General features: G+C 75.2%; 20 protein-coding genes. 19 read left to right on the plus strand and 1 reads right to left on the minus strand.

Annotation, left to right across the window (positions count from 1 at the left end; translation table 11 throughout):
* Positions 1 to 78: 78 nt before the first annotated feature.
* From E5225_RS07690 to hisF, 6 genes are all read left to right on the plus strand, one after another.
* On the plus strand, positions 79 to 273 hold the full coding sequence (locus tag E5225_RS07690; RefSeq protein WP_135971728.1) for a ubiquitin-like protein Pup: 195 nt from the start codon (positions 79 to 81) through the stop codon (positions 271 to 273).
* 6 nt (positions 274 to 279) lie between these two features.
* On the plus strand, positions 280 to 1,125 hold the full coding sequence (gene prcB / locus E5225_RS07695; protein WP_135971729.1) for a proteasome subunit beta: 846 nt from the start codon (positions 280 to 282) through the stop codon (positions 1,123 to 1,125).
* Entirely contained in the window at positions 1,122 to 1,826 is a 705-nt protein-coding gene (gene prcA, locus E5225_RS07700; protein ID WP_135971730.1) for a proteasome subunit alpha, read from the plus strand. Before prcB ends, prcA begins: the two co-directional genes overlap by 4 nt.
* A gap of 56 nt (positions 1,827 to 1,882) precedes the next feature.
* Positions 1,883 to 3,244 (plus strand): Pup--protein ligase, encoded by a 1,362-nt coding sequence (gene pafA / locus E5225_RS07705; RefSeq protein ID WP_135971731.1) that lies wholly within the window; start codon positions 1,883 to 1,885, stop codon positions 3,242 to 3,244.
* Between the two features lie 156 nt (positions 3,245 to 3,400).
* Entirely contained in the window at positions 3,401 to 4,273 is an 873-nt protein-coding gene (locus E5225_RS07710) for an FKBP-type peptidyl-prolyl cis-trans isomerase (protein ID WP_244243690.1), read from the plus strand.
* Positions 4,270 to 5,040: an imidazole glycerol phosphate synthase subunit HisF gene (hisF, locus tag E5225_RS07715; RefSeq protein ID WP_135971732.1), complete on the plus strand. Its 771-nt coding sequence runs from the start codon at positions 4,270 to 4,272 to the stop codon at positions 5,038 to 5,040. Before E5225_RS07710 ends, hisF begins: the two co-directional genes overlap by 4 nt.
* Before the next feature lie 24 nt (positions 5,041 to 5,064).
* Here hisF and E5225_RS07720 read toward each other — a convergent pair whose 3' ends face one another.
* Positions 5,065 to 5,712, minus strand: coding sequence for a TIGR03085 family metal-binding protein (locus E5225_RS07720; RefSeq protein ID WP_135971733.1), 648 nt, complete (start codon positions 5,710 to 5,712; stop codon positions 5,065 to 5,067).
* Positions 5,713 to 5,888: 176 nt separating this feature from the next.
* Between E5225_RS07720 and E5225_RS07725 the strand changes: the two genes are divergently transcribed.
* The 13 genes from E5225_RS07725 (at position 5,889) to lgt (ending at position 18,571) form a co-directional block, all read left to right on the plus strand.
* Positions 5,889 to 7,748 carry an ABC transporter ATP-binding protein gene (locus E5225_RS07725; RefSeq protein ID WP_243737997.1) on the plus strand — a complete coding sequence of 620 codons (1,860 nt, stop codon included), beginning with the start codon at positions 5,889 to 5,891 and terminating at the stop codon, positions 7,746 to 7,748.
* Entirely contained in the window at positions 7,745 to 9,577 is a 1,833-nt protein-coding gene (locus E5225_RS07730) for an ABC transporter ATP-binding protein (RefSeq protein WP_135971735.1), read from the plus strand. The genes E5225_RS07725 and E5225_RS07730 overlap by 4 nt, the downstream gene beginning before the upstream one ends.
* Positions 9,578 to 9,664: 87 nt before the next feature.
* Entirely contained in the window at positions 9,665 to 10,108 is a 444-nt protein-coding gene (hisI, locus tag E5225_RS07735; protein ID WP_135971736.1) for a phosphoribosyl-AMP cyclohydrolase, read from the plus strand.
* Positions 10,105 to 11,682, plus strand: coding sequence for an anthranilate synthase component I (locus E5225_RS07740; RefSeq protein ID WP_243737998.1), 1,578 nt, complete (start codon positions 10,105 to 10,107; stop codon positions 11,680 to 11,682). The genes hisI and E5225_RS07740 overlap by 4 nt, the downstream gene beginning before the upstream one ends.
* The gene (locus E5225_RS07745; protein WP_135971738.1) at positions 11,679 to 12,302 is read left to right on the plus strand and encodes a Trp biosynthesis-associated membrane protein; all 624 of its coding nucleotides are present in this window, start codon (positions 11,679 to 11,681) and stop codon (positions 12,300 to 12,302) included. Before E5225_RS07740 ends, E5225_RS07745 begins: the two co-directional genes overlap by 4 nt.
* Before the next feature lie 101 nt (positions 12,303 to 12,403).
* The gene (locus tag E5225_RS07750; protein ID WP_135971739.1) at positions 12,404 to 12,709 is read left to right on the plus strand and encodes an HGxxPAAW family protein; all 306 of its coding nucleotides are present in this window, start codon (positions 12,404 to 12,406) and stop codon (positions 12,707 to 12,709) included.
* Positions 12,710 to 12,785: 76 nt separating this feature from the next.
* A complete protein-coding gene (locus tag E5225_RS07755) occupies positions 12,786 to 13,421 on the plus strand; it encodes a DUF4190 domain-containing protein (RefSeq protein WP_135971740.1) in 636 nt (211 codons plus the stop codon).
* A gap of 5 nt (positions 13,422 to 13,426) precedes the next feature.
* Positions 13,427 to 13,873, plus strand: coding sequence for a DUF2752 domain-containing protein (locus tag E5225_RS07760; protein ID WP_135971741.1), 447 nt, complete (start codon positions 13,427 to 13,429; stop codon positions 13,871 to 13,873).
* Between the two features lie 42 nt (positions 13,874 to 13,915).
* The gene (locus E5225_RS07765) at positions 13,916 to 14,572 is read left to right on the plus strand and encodes a DUF4190 domain-containing protein (protein WP_135971742.1); all 657 of its coding nucleotides are present in this window, start codon (positions 13,916 to 13,918) and stop codon (positions 14,570 to 14,572) included.
* A 156-nt stretch (positions 14,573 to 14,728) separates the two neighbouring features.
* Positions 14,729 to 15,541 (plus strand): indole-3-glycerol phosphate synthase TrpC, encoded by an 813-nt coding sequence (gene trpC / locus E5225_RS07770; RefSeq protein ID WP_135971743.1) that lies wholly within the window; start codon positions 14,729 to 14,731, stop codon positions 15,539 to 15,541.
* 32 nt (positions 15,542 to 15,573) lie between these two features.
* A complete protein-coding gene (gene trpB / locus E5225_RS07775; protein ID WP_135971839.1) occupies positions 15,574 to 16,851 on the plus strand; it encodes a tryptophan synthase subunit beta in 1,278 nt (425 codons plus the stop codon).
* On the plus strand, positions 16,848 to 17,684 hold the full coding sequence (gene trpA / locus E5225_RS07780) for a tryptophan synthase subunit alpha (RefSeq protein ID WP_135971744.1): 837 nt from the start codon (positions 16,848 to 16,850) through the stop codon (positions 17,682 to 17,684). The genes trpB and trpA overlap by 4 nt, the downstream gene beginning before the upstream one ends.
* Positions 17,681 to 18,571, plus strand: a complete 891-nt coding sequence (lgt, locus tag E5225_RS07785) for a prolipoprotein diacylglyceryl transferase (protein ID WP_135971745.1) — start codon at positions 17,681 to 17,683, stop codon at positions 18,569 to 18,571. Before trpA ends, lgt begins: the two co-directional genes overlap by 4 nt.
* The last annotated feature ends 107 nt before the right edge of the window (positions 18,572 to 18,678 follow it).

Genomic DNA, 18,678 nt, shown 5'->3' on the forward strand with positions numbered 1-18,678 from the left:
TGCGGCCCCCGGGGGGATGGGCCTAGGGTGGGTCACGTGGGCGCGCGGGACGCGCCGGCCCGGAGCTCGGAGGTCACCATGGCTGGTCAGGAACACGTCAGGCGCCGCGAGGACGACGAGCCGATCGACGAGCCGGGCACGCCCGCCCCGACCGCTCCCAGCGCGCAGACCCGCGACGCCGAGGTCGACGCGCTGCTCGAGGAGATCGACGACGTCCTGGAGTCCAACGCCGAGCAGTTCGTGCGCGGGTTCGTGCAGAAGGGCGGTCAGTGAGCGCCGATGACGTCGCACGTCTCGTCCGCGTCCGCTGCGTCCGGCCGGCTGCCGTACGCCTTCACGACCCCCGGCACCTCGTCGTTCGTCGAGTTCCTGTCCGGTCACGCGCCGGAGCTGCTGCCGGGCAACCGGCCGTTGCCCACGGGTGAGATCGCGGTGCCGCACGCCACGACGATCGTCGCCCTGACGTTCGACGGCGGCGTCGTGATGGCAGGTGACCGCCGCGCCACGATGGGCTCGATGATCGCGAGCCGGCACATCGAGAAGGTCTTCCCGGCGGACGAGTTCTCGGCGGTCGGCATCGCGGGCACCGCGGGGCTCGCGATCGAGCTCGTGCGGCTGTTCCAGCTGGAGCTGGAGCACTACGAGAAGATCGAGGGCAGCCTGCTGTCGCTCGACGGCAAGGCGAACCGCCTGGCGACGATGATCCGGGGCAACCTGGGCCTGGCGATGCAGGGGCTGGCCGTCGTGCCGCTGTTCGGCGGCTACGACCTCGACCGCGGCGTCGGCCGGCTGTTCTCCTACGACGTGACGGGCGGGCGCTACGAGGAGCAGGACCACCACGCGGTGGGCTCGGGCTCGGTGTTCGCCCGCGGCTCCCTGAAGAAGCGGTGGCGGCCGGGCCTCGACGCCGCGGGCGCGGTGCGGGTCGCCGTCGAGGCGCTCGTGGACGCGGCCGACGACGACTCGGCCACCGGCGGCCCCGACCGCGTGCGCCGCATCTGGCCGGTCGTCGCCACGGTGACCCAGGCCGGGTACCTGCGCGTCGCGGACGAGGACCTCGCGGCGGTCGCCGAGGGCATCGAGGCGGAGCGCCGCGTCGGCGGGACGGGGGAGGACCACCGATGAGCATGCCGTTCTACGTCTCGCCCGAGCAGCTGATGAAGGACCGCGCGGACTACGCGCGCAAGGGCATCGCGCGCGGGCGGTCGGTCGTGGTCCTGCAGTACGACGACGGCATCGCGTTCGCGACGGAGAACCCGTCGCGCGCGCTGCACAAGATCTCCGAGATCTACGACCGCATCGCGTTCGCCGCCGTGGGCAAGTACAACGAGTTCGAGAACCTGCGTGTGGCGGGCGTGCGCTACGCCGACCTGCGCGGCTACTCCTACGACCGCGTCGACGTCACCGCGCGCGGCCTCGCGAACGCGTACGCGCAGACCCTCGGCACGGTCTTCACCACGGAGTCCAAGCCGCTCGAGGTGGAGCTGGTCGTCGTCGAGGTCGGTCGCGACCCGGCGGGCGACCAGATCTACCGGCTGTCGTACGACGGGTCCGTGACGGACGAGCACGGGTGGGTGGTCATGGGGGGTCAGGCCGACCGCCTGGCGGGGCTGCTGGGTGGCGAGTGGCGCCCGGGGATGACGCTGGCGGAGGTCCTGGGCCTCGCCGTGCGCGTGCTGGGCTCCGCCGGTGACGACGGCGAGCCGCGTGCGCTGGGCGCGGCGCAGCTCGAGGTGGCGGTGCTCGACCGCACCCGTCCGCGGCGCGCGTTCCGTCGCCTGACGGGCGCGCTGCTCGAGGACGTGCTCGGGGCGTCCCCGGCCTGAGCAGGGGGCACCGGCCGTGCTGGGCGGCGCGGTGCGGCGAGGAACGGGAGGCACGCATGGACAGGCGGATCTTCGGTCTGGAGACCGAGTACGGCGTGACGTGCGCGGCGCAGGACGGGCGCGGGCTGTCCGCGGACGAGGTCGCGCGCTACCTGTTCCGCAAGGTCGTCGCGTGGGGCCGGTCCTCGAACGTGTTCCTGCGCAACGGGTCCCGGCTGTACCTCGACGTCGGCTCGCACCCCGAGTACGCGACGGCCGAGTGCGACGACTGGCGCCAGCTCGTCACGCACGACCGCGCGGGCGAGCGGATCCTCGAGGGCCTGGTCGCCGACGCCCAGCAGCGCCTCGAGCACGAGGGCCTGCCCGGGCGGATCCACCTGTTCAAGAACAACACCGACTCCGCCGGGAACTCCTACGGCTGCCACGAGAACTACCTCGTCCGCCGGCAGGGCGACTTCGCGCGCCTGTCGGACGTGCTGGTGCCGTTCCTCATCACGCGGCAGATCCTGACCGGCGCCGGCAAGGTGCTGACGACGCCGCGCGGCGCGGTGTACTGCCTCTCGCAGCGGGCCGACCACATCTGGGAGGCGGTCTCGAGCGCCACGACGCGGTCGCGCCCGATCATCAACACGCGGGACGAGCCGCACGCCGACGCCGAGCACTACCGGCGGCTGCACGTCATCGTCGGCGACTCGTCGATGGCCGAGACGACCACGATGCTCAAGGTGGCGTCGACCGACCTGCTGCTGCGCCTCGTGGAGGCGGGCGTCCCGATGCGGGACATGGCGCTCGAGAACCCCATCCGCGCGATCCGCGAGATCAGCCACGACATGACGGGCCGCCAGGAGATCACGCTCGCGTCGGGGCGCACGGTGACCGCGATCGACCTGCAGGAGGAGTACCTGGCCCGCGTCTCGGAGTTCGTCGACGCGGAGGTGGGGCCGTCGCCGGAGACGAAGCAGGTGCTCGACCTGTGGGAGCGCGGGCTGCGCGCGCTGCGCACGGGCGACCTGTCGCTCGTCGAGCGCGAGCTGGACTGGGTCATCAAGTACCGGATGATCGAGCGGTACCGGGCCAAGCACGGGCTCGAGCTGTCGGACGTGCGCGTGCAGCGCCTCGACCTCGCCTACCACGACATCTCCCGGACCGAGGGGCTCTACAACCTCATGGCCGCGCGCGGGCTCGTCGAGCGCGTGACGACCGACCTCGACGTGTTCGAGGCGACCGCCGTCCCGCCGCAGACGACGCGTGCGAAGCTGCGCGGCGACTTCGTCCGCGCGGCGCAGGACGCGCGCCGGGACTACACGGTCGACTGGGTGCACCTCAAGCTCAACGACCAGGCGCAGCGCACGGTCCTGTGCAAGGACCCGTTCCGCAGCGTCGACGAGCGGGTCGACCGGCTCATCGAGTCGATGTGACGGCCCCGGCGTGACCGGTCGCCGTCGCACGGGCGCCCGGCGGCGCACGACCGGCACGTAAAGTGAGGCCCCGGCACGCCCCCTGCCGGGGTCGCGCCGCCGCGACGCGCCCTGGCGCCGCGGCCCGTGCGGCGAGAGGAACACGACGTGGCGCGAGTGGCGCGTGCACGCCGGGTGGCGGTGCTGGCCGTCCTGGCGCTCCTGCTGGCGGCGTGCACCGGCGCACCCACCGCGGCGGACCCGGAGGTCACCGTGACCGGCGGCCCGGGAGGTTCGCCGACCGTCACGTACCTGACCCCGCTCACGGTCGACTCGACGTACCGCGAGACGGTGTGGCCGGGCACGGGTGCGGCACTCGTCGAGGGTGGGCCCGTGCTCATCGACTTCTGGCTCGAGAACGCCACCGACGCCAGCCTCGTCAAGGAGAGCTACACCACGAGCCCCACCCCCCGCCTGCTCACGGAGGAGGACCTCGGCACGGACCTGTACGAGACCCTGCGCGGGCAGCAGGTCGGGGCGCGCCTGCTGCAGGTCGCTCCCGGCGGGCAGGGCGCCGACTACCCGACGGTGACCGTGCTGGACGTCCTGCCGACGCGCGCGGTGGGGGAGCCGGTCGCGCCCGACCCGGCGCTGCCCGCCGTGACCGTCGCCGCGGACGGGTCGTCCACGCTGACGCCGACCGGGACGCCGCCACCGGCCGACCTGGTCGTGCAGCCGCTCGTGCGGGGGACGGGTCCGCAGGTCGCGCCGGGCGACGTGATCACGGTGCAGTACAGCGGCTTCGCGTGGGAGAGCGGTGAGCTCTTCGACGCCTCGTGGGCGCGCGGTCTGCCGGTGTCCTTCCTGCTCTCCGACGTGCAGGCGTGGGCGGAGGGGCTGGTCGACCAGCCCGCCGGCAGCCAGGTGATGCTGGTCGTGCCACCGAGCTACCCGCTGGGCGTCACGGACGCCGAGGACCTCGCGGGGCAGACGGTGGTCTTCGTCATCGACATCCTCGCCACCGGCAACGCGGCGGAGGCGGCGCGATGAGCCTCGCCCTGCGGGTGATCCCGTGCCTCGACGTGGACGCGGGGCGCGTCGTCAAGGGCGTGAACTTCGCCAACCTGCGCGACGCCGGCGACCCCGTCGAGCTCGCGCGGCGCTACGACGCCGAGGGCGCCGACGAGGTCACGTTCCTCGACGTGTCGGCGTCGTCGTCGGACCGCGAGACGACGTACGACGTGGTGCGCCGTACCGCCGAGGAGGTCTTCGTCCCCCTGACCGTGGGCGGCGGCGTGCGGTCGGCCGACGACGTCGACCGGCTGCTGCGGGCCGGCGCCGACAAGGTCGGCGTCAACACGGCCGCGATCGCGCGCCCGGAGCTCATCACCGAGATCGCGGACCGCTTCGGCTCGCAGGTGCTCGTGCTCTCGGTCGACGCGCGCCGGGTGACGGGCGACGCCCGCACCGCCTCGGGCTACGAGGTCACGACCCACGGCGGGCGTCGCGGCACGGGTCTGGACGCGGTCGACTGGGCGCGGCGGGCGGTCGAGCTGGGCGTCGGCGAGGTGCTGCTGAACTCGATGGACGCGGACGGCACGACCGCGGGCTTCGACCTGGAGATGATCCGCGACGTGCGCGCCGTCGTCCGCGTGCCGCTGATCGCCTCGGGCGGGGCCGGCACCGTCGAGCACTTCGTCGACGTGGCCCGCACGGGCGTGGACGCCGTGCTCGCGGCGAGCGTGTTCCACTTCGGCGCGCTCACGGTGGGGCAGGTCAAGGACGCGCTGCGCGCCGCGGGCGTCGAGGTGCGCTGACCCGCGCGACGGGAGCGGAACCGATCAGGGCCCGCTGAGCAGCTCGCGGACGGCGGCGACGTCGGCCGGGGCGCCCTCGAGGGCCACGTCGGCCGCCTGGAGGCGGCCTGACACGGCGAGGACGAGCTCGCCGACGTCGCCGCGCAGGACGACCGTGCCGTGGCCGGCACGCGGGCGGTGCACGGCCGAGCGCAGGTCGTCCGACCGTACGAGCACCACGCCGGGGCCGAGCCGGCGCAGCCGCACCGGCGCCATGCGCACGAGCTGGCGCCACAGGAGCTCGCGCAGGCCCTCGGGCAGGGCGCGCGGCTCGGCGTGGCCGGCGCCGCGACGCAGGTCCTCGGTGTGGATGAAGTACTCCGAGGCGTTGACGGCGTCACCGGCCCACGCGAGCGGGCTCCACCGGCGCGGCGGCGTCGCGAAGGCGTCGACGAGGCGGAGGTACTCCGTCGGCCCGTCGACGGACGCGGCCAGCCGCTGCGTCGCGGCCTCGGGCCCCTGCGTCGCCGCCGTGCGGACGGCGCCCGCCCCGGCGCGCGGGGCCTTCTCCCGCAGCACGAGGTGCGCGGCGAGGTGGCGCGCCTGCCACCCGTCGCACAGCGTCGGTGCGTCGAAGGCGGTCCCCCGGAGGGTGTCGGCCAGCCATGCGCGCTCGGTCTCGTGCCAGGTCATGCCACGGATCGTGCCACGCGCGAGCCTCCCGGGCCCGGCGCCCCGCACATGAGAGGATCGTGGCAATCCCTTTCCCGCAGGAGTGTGAATCCGTCGTGCCCACGCGCGCCCCATCGACCCCAGCAGCGCTGCAGGGGTCGGCCACCAGGCGATCAGCCGCCCTGATCTGGCGCGGCGTGCGGTCGCAGCCCCGTACCTACCTGCTCGCGGTCGCCACGTCGGCCGTCTTCGGTGCTGCCACCGTCGCCGTCAGCCGCGTCCTCGCCTGGGCGACGGACGCGGTCGTCGTCCCGGCGATCGAGGGGTCGGCGCAGGCCCAGGGCCGCATCTGGGTCGCCGGCGTCGCGCTGGTGATCGTCGCGCTGACCCTCGCGGTCGCGGTGGTGTTCCGCCGGATGTTCGCCGGCATCGGCATCGCCGACATCCAGGCGGACCACCGCCGTGCGGTCACCCGGCAGTACCTGCGGCTGCCCATGACGTGGCACCGGCGCCACCCGACGGGCCAGCTGCTGTCCAACGCGGGCTCGGACGTCGAGGCCGCCACCGGCGTGTTCAACCCGCTGCCGTTCGCGCTCGGCGTGGTGGTGATGATCGGCGTGGCGGCGGCCGCGCTGCTGCGCACCGACGTCTGGCTCGCGGTCGCCGCGCTCGTGGTGCTGCCCCTGGCGGTGGTCGCGAACCTCGTCTTCCAGCGCCGGATGACGCCCGCCATCACGCGCGCGCAGCAGCTGCGCGCCGAGGTCGCCGACATCGCGCACGAGAGCTTCGAGGCCGCCGCGCTGGTCAAGTCGCTCGGCACCGAGGACCGCGAGGAGGCCCGGTTCGCGGACCGCGCGCGGGCACTGCGGGACGCGAACGTGCGCGTCGGCGTCGTCCGAGCCGTGTTCGACCCCGTCATCGACCTGCTGCCGAACATCGGCACGCTCCTCGTCCTGCTGGTCGGGACGCAGCGCGTCGCGGCGGGCGCCATCGGGACGGGTGACGTCGTGGGCGCCGCCTACCTGCTCACCCTGCTCGCGGTGCCGGTGCGTGCGTTCGGCTGGGTGCTCGGCGAGCTGCCGCGTGGGCTCGTCGGGCACGACCGCATCGCCCGCGTCCTCGACGCGCAGGGCATCGCGGTCGACGGGGGCGCGCCGCTGCCCCGCACGGCGGGCGGCGCGCAGGTCCGCCTGCGCGGCGTCACGCTGCGGGTGCCGACGGTCGACGGGGAGACGGAGCTCCTGCACGGCGTCGACCTGGAGGTGGCCTCCGGCCGCACGCTGGCGGTGGTGGGGGCGACGGGGGCCGGCAAGACGACGCTCGTGAGCCTCGTCCCCCGGCTCGCCGACCCGTCGGCGGGCGTGGTGGAGGTGGACGGCCGCGACGTGCGCACCCTGGCGCCCGCCGACCTCGCCGAGCAGGTGGCGTTCGTCAGCCAGTCGACGTTCGTCTTCGAGGACACCGTCCGGGGCAACGTCACGCTCGCCGACGCCGACGACCCCGACGCCCCGTCGGACGACGCGGTGTGGCAGGCGCTGCGCACCGCGCGCGTCGACGACGTCGTGCGCGCGCTGCCCGGCGGCCTGGACGCGCCCCTGGGGGAGCGCGGCGCCAACCTGTCGGGCGGGCAGCGTCAGCGGCTCGCGCTCGCGCGGGCGCTCGTGCGCCGGCCGCGGGTCCTGGTCCTCGACGACGCGACGTCGGCGGTCGACCCGCGCGTGGAGCGCGACATCCTCACGGGTCTGCGGGCCGACGGCGACGCCGCGGTGCCGACGGTCCTGCTGGTCGCGTACCGGATGTCCTCGGTGCTGCTCGCCGACGAGGTGCTCCACCTCGACGCGGGCCGGGTCGTCGACCGGGGCACCCACGACGAGCTGCTCGCGCGGGACCCGGGGTACGCGGCGCTCGCGACGGCGTACCAGCAGGAGTCGGTCCGGCGGGAGCGGGAGCGCGCCGACGCGCGCGCCGTCGAGGAGGACGGCGCTGCGCCGGACGCCATCGAGGTGGCACAGGACGACGACGCGCGGGACGTGCGCACCGGGGGAGGACGACGATGAGCGGAACCGCCGCCGACGGGGGCGTGCGCGCCGACGCCCGCATGGCACCCGCGAGCACGCTGGGCGTCCTCGCGACGCTGCGCCGCGGGGTGCAGGTGTCGCCCGAGATCCTGCAGGGGCTGGTCGGCACGCTCGGGCTGGCGGTGCTCGCGGCCGTCGCGCGCGTGCTCGTGCCGCTCGCCGTGCAGCAGACCGTCGACACGGGCATCCTCGCGCCCGGTGGCGCCGACGTGCCGCGGGTCGCCGCGCTCGTCGGGCTCGCCGCCGCGGGGCTCCTCGTCGGCGCCGCGTGCTCGGCGGGCGTCAACGTGCGCCTGTTCCGGGCGAGCGAGAGCGGGCTGCTGACGCTGCGCACCCGCGCGTTCCGGCACGTCCACGACCTGTCGGTGCTGACGCAGGGCAGCGAGCGGCGCGGGTCGCTGGTGTCCCGGGTGACGTCCGACGTCGACACCATCTCCATGTTCGTGCAGTGGGGCGGCATCATGCTGCTCGTCTCGCTGCTGCAGATCCTCGTGGCGACCGCGCTCATGGCGGTGTACTCCTGGCAGCTCACGGTCCTGGTGTGGCTGTGCTTCGTGCCGCTGCTGATCGTGCTCCCGCGGATGCAGAAGGGCGTCAACGCCCGCTACGGGAACGTGCGCGAGCGGTACGGCGCGATGCTCGGCGCCGTCTCCGAGGCCGTCGTGGGCGCCGAGACCATCCGCGCGTACGGCGTCGCGGCACGCACCCAGCGCAGGATCGACGCGGCGGTGCGGGCGACGCGCGACGCCATGGTGCGGGCGCAGAACCTCGTCGCCGTGGTCTTCTCGTCCGGCGTGCTGGTCGCGAACCTCGCGCTGGCCGCCGTCGTCGCCGTGGGCACGTGGCTCGGGGTGCTCGGGGACATCAGCGTGGGCCGCGTGCTGGCGTTCCTGTTCCTCGTGCAGCTGTTCACCGGACCCGTGCAGATGGCCACCGAGATCCTCAACGAGCTGCAGAACGCGGTCGCCGGGTGGCGGCGCGTCCTCGGCGTGCTCGAGACGCCCGTGGACGTCGCCGACCCGGGCGACTCCGGCCGGCCCAGCCCGCGTGGCCCGGCGACCCTGACGTTCGACGACGTCGGCTACGCGTACCCCGACGGGCCGCCCGTCCTGCGCGACGTCACCCTCGACGTCCCCGCCGGCACGTCGGTCGCCGTGGTGGGGGCCACCGGGTCGGGCAAGACGACCCTCGCCAAGCTCGTCGCCCGGTTCATGGACCCGACGACCGGGGCGGTCCGCCTCGACGGCGTCGACCTGCGGGACGTGCGCGGCGCGGACCTGCGCCGGCGCGTCGTGCTGGTCCCCCAGGAGGGCTTCCTCTTCGACGGCACGCTGGCCGAGAACATCGCGTACGGCCTGCGGGACGAGGACGTCGACGGCGACCCGGTGGCGGACCCCCGCGTGCGCGGCGCCGTCGAGGACCTCGGCCTGCACCCCTGGGTCGACGAGCTGCCGCAGGGCCTCGCGACACCCGTCGGGCAGCGGGGCGAGATGCTGTCGGCGGGGGAGCGTCAGCTCGTCGCGCTCGCCCGCGCCCGCCTCGCGGACGGCGACCTGCTGCTGCTCGACGAGGCGACGTCCGCGGTCGACCCGGTCGCGGAGGTGCGGATCGCGCGCGCGCTGCGTGAGCTCGCCCGCGGTCGCACGACGCTGACGATCGCCCACCGGCTCTCGACCGCGGAGGCCGCCGACCTCGTCGTCGTGGTGCACGCGGGCGAGGTCGTCGAGGTGGGGGAGCACGCGGAGCTCGTCGCGCGGGGCGGGCACTACGCGTCCATGCACGCCGCCTGGGTGGCGCAGACGCGCTGAGCGGCAGCGGCCCGCACGGCCGCCGGCGTGACGCGGTCGCCGCGGACCGCGGGCGGGCGGCGGCCCGCCGCGTGGCAGGATCGTCCGGTGCCCGTCGACGCCACCCCGTCAGCCCCCGGCCCGCGCTCCGGCGCCCTGGACCCTGCCGTCGCCACGCGCCTGCGCCGCGACGCCGCCGGTCTGGTCGCGGCGATCGTGCAGCAGCACGACACGCGTGAGGTGCTGATGCTCGGCTGGATGGACGACGAGGCGCTGCACCGGACCCTCACCACGGGGCGCGTGACCTTCTGGAGCCGCTCGCGCCAGGAGTACTGGCGCAAGGGCGACACGTCGGGGCACGTGCAGCACGTGCGCTCGGTCGACCTCGACTGCGACGGCGACGCCGTGCTGGTGACCGTCGACCAGGTCGGCGCGGCATGCCACACCGGCGCGCGCACCTGCTTCGAGGCGGGCGGTCCGCTGCCCGTCACGCTGCCGCCGGACCCCGCCGGCGCCACGCCGTCCGACCTCGCCGAAGGAGACGTCCCGTGACCCAGCCGTCCGCCCCCGCCGCGCTCCGCGCGACCGCCGCGGACCTGCCCTGGGGCGGGACCTGGCCGTCGCTCGAGGAGTTCCGGGAGCTGGCGCCGACGCGTCGCGTCGTCCCCGTCGTGCGTCGCCTGCTCGCGGACGACGTGACGCCGGTGGGCCTGTACCGCACCCTGGCGGCCGGCCGGCCCGGCACGTTCGTGCTCGAGTCGGCGGAGTCCGACGGCTCGTGGGGCCGCTGGTCCTTCGTGGGCGTGCGGTCGCGTGCGACGCTCTCCGTCCGCGACGGGCGCGCCGAGTGGACGGGCGACGTGCCGGTCGGCGTGCCGACCGACGGGCCGGTGCTCGACGTCCTGGGCCGCACGCTCGACGTGCTGCGCAGCCCGGCGGTCGAGGGGCTTCCCCCGCTGACCGGCGGCCTCGTCGGGGTGCTCGGGTGGGACGTGGTGCGCCAGTGGGAGCCGACGCTGCCCGCGCAGGCGCCCGACGAGCTGGGCGTGCCGGACGTGACGCTCCTGCTCGCGAGCGACCTCGCGGCCGTGGACCACGTCGACGGCTCGGTGTGGCTGGTGGCGAACGCGATCAACTTCGACGCGACGGACGAGCGCGTCGACGAGGCGCACGCCGACGCGGTGGCGCGTCTCGACGCGATGCAGGCGACCCTGCGCCGGCCCGCTCCGCCCGCGACGTCGGTCCTCGACGACTCCGCCGACGAGCCCGAGCTCGAGTTCCGGAGCACGCGCGCGGAGTTCGAGGACGCGGTGCGCCGGGGGCAGGAGGCGATCCGGGACGGCGACGTGTTCCAGGTCGTCCTGTCCCAGCGCCTCGACCTGGACTGCCCGGCGGAGCCGGTCGACGTGTACCGCGTGCTGCGCACGATCAACCCCAGCCCGTACATGTACCTGCTCGCGCTGCAGGACGCCGACGGCCGCGACTTCGCCGTCGTGGGCTCGAGCCCCGAGACGCTGGTCAAGGTGACCGACGGGCACGTCGTGACGTTCCCCATCGCCGGCTCCCGCCCGCGCGGGTCCACGCCCGAGGAGGACCGCGCGCTGCAGGACGAGGTGCTCGCGGACCCCAAGGAGCGCGCCGAGCACATCATGCTCGTCGACCTGTCGCGCAACGACCTGGTCAAGGTCTGCGAGCCGACGAGCGTGGAGGTCGTCGACTTCATGGCGGTCAAGCGCTTCTCGCACATCATGCACATCTGCTCGACGGTCGTCGGACGCCTGCGGGACGGCGCGACGGCCCTCCAGACGCTGGTCGCGACGTTCCCGGCCGGCACGCTGTCGGGGGCGCCGAAGCCGCGGGCGATCGCGCTCATCGACGAGATCGAGCCCGCCCGGCGCGGCGTCTACGGCGGCACGGTGGGGTACTTCGACTTCACCGGGGACATGGACATGGCGATCGCCATCCGCACCGCCCTGATCCGCGACGGCCGCGCGAGCGTCCAGGCGGGCGGCGGGATCGTCGCCGACTCCGTGCCCGCCCTCGAGTACGAGGAGTCGCGCAACAAGGCCGCCGCCGCCGTCCGGGCGGTGCAGGTGGCCGCACGGCTGCGGCGCGACGCGCCGTGACGGCAGGCCCGGAGGGCCGCGGCGCCGCGCCTCGGCGCGGGCGGTGGCTGGCGCTCGTCGTGCTCGCGGCCGCGGCCGTCGCGGCGTCCGCCCTCCCGACCTGGGTCACGGCGCGCGCGGGCACGGCGCTCGAGGGCGACGTGGTGGTCCGCGTGCCGGGCACCGAGGCGGCGCCGGAGGTCCTCGCGGCGGCCGTGGCGCTGCTGGCGTCGGCGGGCGCGCTCGCCCTGGTCGGGCCCGTCGGCCGTCGCGTGGTCGCCGTCGTCACGGCGGCGTGCGGTGCGCTCGTCGTCGCGGCAGCCCTCGCCGTGCTGCGCGACCCCGCGGGCGCGGCGACCGCTGCGGTCGCGGCGCGCACCGGCGTCGAGCCGGTGGCCCCGGACGCCGGGCTCACCGCCGGTCCCGTCGTCACGACGGCCCTGGGTGTCCTCGTGGTGGTGCTCGCCCTGGCGCTCCTGCGCGCGCGCGGAGCCTGGAGGCAGCGCTCGCGCCGGCACGAGGTGCCGCGCACGCCCGCGGCGGGTGCCGCCGCGCCGGGTGCCGCAGCGGGTGGCGCCGGGCCCGACGACGACGACCGCGCCGACTGGGACGCCCTCAGCCGCGGCGACGACCCCTCCTGACACCGATGGCTCCGAACCGACCCGCCCCACTCCTGACCAGCGCGTGCATCCCTGACGACTCGGATAGGGTTGGCGCGAACCGAGCACCGAAGGACGTACCGATGGCCGACCACTCCCTGGCCCACCGCGCGCAGCACCAGGTCCCCACCGAGACCGTGCACCTGCCGCCGACGACCCCGCCCACCAACCACGGCAAGACCGTGGCCGCGTGGACGACGACATGGACGGTCGTGCTCGGCGCGATCGTCGCCGCCCTCGGAGTCGCGTTCGCGGTCGTCTGGCTGTTCTGGGTCGGGGTGGGCGTCATGGTGCTCGGCATCGTCCTGGGCAAGGTCCTGCAGGTGCTGGGCTACGGCCAGGGCGGCGACGCGACGCGTGCGCGCGAGAAGCGCCGCGGCGGTCACTGACCCGACCGGCGGGCGTCTGCCCGCCCGGTCCCTCGCAGGCGCGTCACACCGCGCCTCCTGACGCAGGGAGAGCTGGATGTCGAGCCCGAACGACCCGCGCGACCCGTACGCCCCCGACGACGAGCCCCGCGGGACCGGCCCCGGTGGCGCGGGCGACGCACCGCGCGCGCCGGAGCCGTCGTCCGGCTCCGACGTGCCGCCCTACCCGGCGGGCACCAGCCCCGACGCTCCCTCCGCCCCGGCCTACGGCCAGCCCGCGGGCACCGGCGGCGCGCCGCCGTACGGCGAGCCCCCGGCCTACGGCCAGGCGCCGGCGTACGGCCAGGCCCCGGGCTACGGCGACGCGCAGGGCTACGGGCAGCCACAGGGCTGGGGCGACCCGGCCTCGGCCGGCTCGACGCAGAAGAACGCGCTGGGCATCTGGTCGCTCGTGCTCGGCATCCTCTCGATCGTCCTGTGCTGCGTGGGCTGGCTGCCCGGCATCCCGGCCGTCATCCTCGGGTTCCTCGGCCGTGGCGCCGCGGCACGGGGTGAGGCGACGAACCGCGGGATGGCCCTCGCCGGTCTGATCCTCGGTGCGATCGGCCTGGTCATCGGCCTGTACTTCCTCATCAGCTTCCTGGCCGGCATCTCGCAGTACGGCGGCTGGGGCGGCTTCATGGAGTACCTCGAGGACGAGGTCCAGCGTCAGCAGCAGCTCCAGACGCCCTGACGCTCATGAGCACGGCCACGCACGCCGCCGCCTCCCGCCGTCCGGCGGGGCGCGGCGGCGTGCTGCTCCCGCTGGGCACCGGTGCCCTCGGCCTGGCCGCCGCCGCCCTGCTCGCCGTGCGCTCGCCGTACGAGCCGCTGTCCTACGGGATCTGTCCGTCGGTGCTCCTGCTCGGGGTCAGCTGCCCGGGCTGCGGAGGGCTGCGGGCCACGCACGACCTGCTCACCGGCGACCTCGTCGGTGCCTGGCAGGCGAACCCGCTGTGGGTGGTCGTCGCCCCGCTGCTCCTGGTCGCGTGGGCGGCGTGGACGCGGCGCCGGTGGCGCGGAGCGCCCCCAGCCGCGCCGCCCGCCCAGCTCGCCTGGGTCCTGCTCGTGGCCGTCGTGCTGTTCGGCGTGCTGCGCAACGTGCCCGCGCTCAGCCCGTACCTGGGGCCCGCCCCCCTGCCCTGACCCTCACCCGGCGCCCGCCCGGGCACCCTCTCGGAGGACCACATGTCGCACCCCGCCGATCCCGGTGGCCGCCCCGCGGACGGCCCGTCCTACGGTCACGAGGCCCCGTACGGTCCGCCGCCCGGGCGCGACGAGGCGGGACCGGCGCCCGCGGCGGGCACCGGGGGGACGCCGGCCGACCCGTCCACGGGATCCTCCTCGCCTGCCGGCGCCGCGTACCCGCCTCCCGGTGGCGCGTACCCGCCTCCCGGTGGTGCGTACCCGCCTCCCGGTGGCGCGTACCCGTCCGCCGGTGGTGCGTACCCGGCCCCGGGGGCTGCGTACGGCACGCCGGGCGCCCAGGCCGCCGGCGCGGCGGGGTCGTACGCGCAGCCGTACCCCTACGCGGGCCCCGGCTACTGGCCGCGCAACGACCTCGGCGTGTGGTCGCTCGTCCTGGGCATCGCCGGCCTGGTGCTCGCGTGCGGCTTCTTCACGGGCATCCCCGCCGTGATCGTCGGCATGAACGCGCGCAAGGCGATCGCACGCGGCGAGGCCAACAACGACGGCATGGTCACGGCCGGCATCGTGCTCGGCTGGGTGTCCATCGCGTTCGGGGTGCTCATGGTCGCGCTGTTCCTGCTGTCGTTCATCATCCCGCTCGTCTTCCTCGGCATGACGCTGCCGTGGGCGGCGTCGTCGTCGTACGCCTGGTCGTGAGGCCCGCCCCGGGCGGGCGCCGGGGTCCCACGGACCGGGCCGTGGACGGATGTGGTCCAGCGCACGTCTACGATGGCGCGTTGGCAGCCGGTGCACCCGGGGAGGGCGCGCGGGGGACGGCGGCCCTACCGACAGGGCGAAGGGGATGATCCGCCGATGACCGTGCTGGACGACATCGTCACGGGGGTCCGGGAGGACCTCGCCGCCCGGGAGGCCGCGACCCCGCTCGCCGAGCTGAAGGAGCGGGCCGCGCGGCGCGAGTCCGCGATCCAGTGCGTGAACCGCCTCAAGCTGGACGACGCGGTCACGGTGATCGCCGAGGTCAAGCGGTCCAGCCCCAGCAGGGGCACGCTCGCCACGATCAGCGACCCGGCCGCGCTGGCCGCCGAGTACGCGAAGGGCGGCGCGACCGCGATCTCCGTGCTCACGGAGCAGCGGCGCTTCAACGGCTCGCTCGCCGACCTCGACGCCGTGCGCGCGCGCGTCGACGTGCCGGTGCTGCGCAAGGACTTCGTCGTGACGCCCTACCAGGTGTGGGAGGCGCGCGCCCACGGCGCGGACCTCGTGCTCCTCATCGTCGCGGCGCTCGAGCAGACCGTGCTCGAGTCGCTCGTGGAGCGCGTGCACTCCCTGGGCATGACCGCCCTCGTCGAGGTGCACGACACCGAGGAGGTCGCGCGAGCCGTCGACGCCGGCGCGCAGGTGATCGGCGTGAACGCCCGTGACCTCAAGACGCTCGACGTCGACCGCAACACGTTCGCCCGGGTGGCGCCGGCCATCCCGTCCGACGTGGTGAAGGTGGCCGAGTCGGGCGTGCGCGGGCCGCACGACGTCATGGACTACGCCCGCGCCGGCGCGGACGTCGTGCTCGTGGGCGAGGCGCTGGTGACCGACGACGCGCCGCGGCAGTCCGTCGCGGACCTCGTCGCCGCGGGTGCGCACCCCTCCCTGCGGGCGGTGCGCCAGTGACCGCGACCGGTCGTAGCCAGGTCAGCCGCCGGATGCGCGACGTGCTGCGCAGCGGCGGGACGCTCGGCGCCCACGAGGGACCGTACTTCGGCGACTTCGGCGGCCGCTTCGTGCCCGAGGCGCTGATCGCCGCGCTCGACGAGCTCGACACGGAGTACCACAAGGCGCTCGCCGACCCGACGTTCGCCGACGAGCTCGAGCGGCTGCACCGTACCTACACGGGACGCCCGAACCCGCTCACCGAGGTGCCGCGCTTCGCCCGGCACGTGGGTGAGGGCGTGCGGGTGTTCCTCAAGCGCGAGGACCTCAACCACACGGGCTCGCACAAGATCAACAACGTGCTCGGTCAGGCGCTGCTCGTGAAGCGCATGGGCAAGAAGCGCGTCATCGCGGAGACCGGCGCGGGGCAGCACGGCGTCGCCACGGCGACCGCCTGCGCGCTGCTCGACCTCGAGTGCACCGTGTACATGGGCGAGGAGGACACGCAGCGGCAGGCGCTCAACGTCGCCCGGATGCGACTGCTCGGCGCGACGGTCGTGCCCGTCACGATCGGTTCGCGGACCCTCAAGGACGCGATCAACGAGGCGCTGCGCGACTGGGTCGCGAACGTCGACACGACGCACTACCTGCTCGGGACGGTCACGGGCCCGCACCCGTTCCCCGAGATGGTGCGCGACTTCCACAAGGTCATCGGCGACGAGGCACGCGCCCAGCTCCTCGAGGAGACGGGGCGCCTCCCGGACGCCGTCGCGGCGTGCGTCGGCGGCGGCTCGAACGCGATGGGCATCTTCAACGCGTTCCTCGACGACCCCGAGGTGCGGCTGTTCGGGTTCGAGGCGGGCGGCGAGGGCGTCGCGTCGGGCCGGCACTCGGCGCGGTTCTCGGGCGGCGTGCCGGGCGTGCTCCACGGCGCGCGCAGCTACCTGCTCCAGGACGAGGACGGGCAGACGCTGCCGAGCCACTCCATCTCCGCCGGCCTCGACTACCCGAGCGTCGGCCCGGAGCACGCGTGGCTGCACGACATCGGCCGTGCGCAGTACCGGCCGGTCACCGACGTCGAGGCCATGCAGGCCTTCGAGCTGCTGTGCCGCACCGAGGGGATCATCCCCGCCATCGAGTCGGCGCACGCCCTCGCCGGGGCCATCCAGCTCGGCGCCGAGGCGCGGGAGTGGGGGACCGACGGCCGCGAGGCGGTCGTCCTCGTGAACCTCTCCGGGCGCGGTGACAAGGACGTGGCGACGGCGGCGGCGTGGTTCGGCCTCATCGAGGACGAGCCGGTCCTCAAGGCGGACGAGGGAGAGCAGCTGTGAGCACGACGCAGGTCCGTTCCGCGACGGGCGACCGCCTGGACGCGCTCGCGTCGGGCGCGTCGCCGCGTGCCGCGCTCGTCGGCTACCTGCCCGTCGGCTTCCCGTCCGTGCCCGGCTCGGTCCGCGCGGCGCGCGCGATGGTCGAGGCGGGCGCCGACGTGGTCGAGCTGGGCATGCCGTACACGGACCCCGTCATGGACGGCCCCATCATCCAGCGCGCGGTCGACGCGGCACTCGCCGGCGGCACGCGCGTCCGCGACACGCTGCTGGCGGTCGAGCAGATCGCCGACGCGGGGGCCCCCGTGCTCGTCATGACGTACTGGAACCTCGTGCTGCGCTACGGCGTCGACGCGTACGCGCGCGACCTCGCCGCCGCCGGGGGCGCGGGGCTCATCACGCCCGACCTCATCCCCGACGAGGCGGGCGAGTGGCTCGCCGCCTCCGACGCCCACGGCCTGGACCGCGTCTTCCTCGTCGCACCGAGCTCGACGCCCGAGCGGCTCGCCTCGACCGCCGCGGCGAGCCGCGGCTTCGTGTACGCGGCGTCCACGATGGGGGTCACGGGTGAGCGCGCGACGGTGGGCGACCGTGCGCAGCAGCTCGTGGCCGACACGCGGGCGGGCGGGGCGCAGCGCGTGTGCGTGGGCCTGGGCGTGTCGCGTCCCGAGCAGGCCCGGCAGGTCGCGTCCTACGCGGACGGCGTGATCGTCGGGTCGGCGTTCGTGCGGGCGCTGCTCGAGGCGCCGGACGAGGCGGCGGGGGTCGACGCCCTGCAGGGTGTCGTCGCCGGGCTGGCCGAGGGCGTCCGCTCCGCCGTCAGGTCCGCGCGATGAGCATCCCGGCCGCCGTGCTCGCCGCCGGCATCCCCAGCCCGTCGCAGGCGGTCTGGCACCTGGGCCCGTTCCCGCTGCGTGCGTACGCGTTCGCCATCCTGCTCGGCATCGTCGCGGCCGCGGTCATCACCCGGCGGCGGTGGGCGGAGCGCGGCGGCGACCCGGAGACGGTGCTCGACATCGCCTACTGGGCGGTGCCCTTCGGCATCGTCGGCGGTCGGATCTACCACGTGCTCAGCTCGCCGGACGCGTACTTCGGGCCGGGCGGGGACCCGGTGCGCGCGCTGTTCATCTGGGAGGGCGGGCTCGGCATCTGGGGTGCGGTCGCGTTCGGCGCCGTCGGCGCCTGGATCGGCTGCCGCCGCCACGGCGTGCGGCTCGCGCCCTTCGCGGACGCCCTCGCGCCGGGCCTGCTGGTGGCGCAGGCGATCGGACGCCTGGGCAACTGGTTCAACCAGGAGCTCTTCGGCGGGCCGACGACGCTGCCGTGGGGCCTGCAGATCGACGACGCGCACCTGCCCGCCGGCTTCGAGCCGGGCACGCTGTTCCACCCGACGTTCCTGTACGAGATGCTGTGGAACCTCGCCGCCGCGGCGCTCCTCGTCTGGCTGGACCGCCGGTTCCGGCTCGGGCACGGGCGCGTGTTCTGGCTGTACGTCGCGCTCTACTGCGCGGGCCGGTTGTGGATCGAGATGCTGCGCATCGACCCGGCGGAGACGGTGCTGGGCCTGCGCCTCAACGTCTGGACCTCCGTCGTCGTCGGCGTCGGTGCGCTGGTAGCGTTCGTCGTGGTCGGCCGTCGTCATCCAGGACGTGACACGACCCTCCTGCTGACACCCCCCACGACGCAGGACGACGAGGCGGACGCCTCCACCACGGCCCGGTGACCCGGGCGGTCGGACGCCGTCCCGCCATCATCCGAGGCGGCGCCTCTCGCGCGTGCGCGCGGGTCGTATAGTCGCCTCCACACCGGGCCGACGACGTCCCTGTATTC

It is taken from the genome of Cellulomonas shaoxiangyii, assembly GCF_004798685.1.
In the GTDB taxonomy this organism is placed as follows: domain Bacteria; phylum Actinomycetota; class Actinomycetes; order Actinomycetales; family Cellulomonadaceae; genus Cellulomonas; species Cellulomonas shaoxiangyii.

Bases quoted from the DNA above. Each gene is read 5' to 3' on its own strand.
- trpC (WP_135971743.1), top strand. From the start codon at position 14,729: ATGACCGTGCTGGACGACATCGTCACGGGGGTCCGGGAGGACCTCGCC.
- hisF (WP_135971732.1), top strand. From the start codon at position 4,270: ATGAGCCTCGCCCTGCGGGTGATCCCGTGCCTCGACGTGGACGCGGGG.
- E5225_RS07690 (WP_135971728.1), top strand. From the start codon at position 79: ATGGCTGGTCAGGAACACGTCAGGCGCCGCGAGGACGACGAGCCGATC.
- E5225_RS07720 (WP_135971733.1), bottom strand. From the start codon at position 5,712: ATGACCTGGCACGAGACCGAGCGCGCATGGCTGGCCGACACCCTCCGG.
- E5225_RS07765 (WP_135971742.1), top strand. From the start codon at position 13,916: ATGTCGCACCCCGCCGATCCCGGTGGCCGCCCCGCGGACGGCCCGTCC.
- E5225_RS07730 (WP_135971735.1), top strand. From the start codon at position 7,745: ATGAGCGGAACCGCCGCCGACGGGGGCGTGCGCGCCGACGCCCGCATG.
- prcA (WP_135971730.1), top strand. From the start codon at position 1,122: ATGAGCATGCCGTTCTACGTCTCGCCCGAGCAGCTGATGAAGGACCGC.
- trpB (WP_135971839.1), top strand. From the start codon at position 15,574: ATGCGCGACGTGCTGCGCAGCGGCGGGACGCTCGGCGCCCACGAGGGA.
- E5225_RS07755 (WP_135971740.1), top strand. From the start codon at position 12,786: ATGTCGAGCCCGAACGACCCGCGCGACCCGTACGCCCCCGACGACGAG.
- E5225_RS07760 (WP_135971741.1), top strand. From the start codon at position 13,427: ATGAGCACGGCCACGCACGCCGCCGCCTCCCGCCGTCCGGCGGGGCGC.
- prcB (WP_135971729.1), top strand. From the start codon at position 280: ATGACGTCGCACGTCTCGTCCGCGTCCGCTGCGTCCGGCCGGCTGCCG.
- lgt (WP_135971745.1), top strand. From the start codon at position 17,681: ATGAGCATCCCGGCCGCCGTGCTCGCCGCCGGCATCCCCAGCCCGTCG.
- E5225_RS07750 (WP_135971739.1), top strand. From the start codon at position 12,404: ATGGCCGACCACTCCCTGGCCCACCGCGCGCAGCACCAGGTCCCCACC.
- pafA (WP_135971731.1), top strand. From the start codon at position 1,883: ATGGACAGGCGGATCTTCGGTCTGGAGACCGAGTACGGCGTGACGTGC.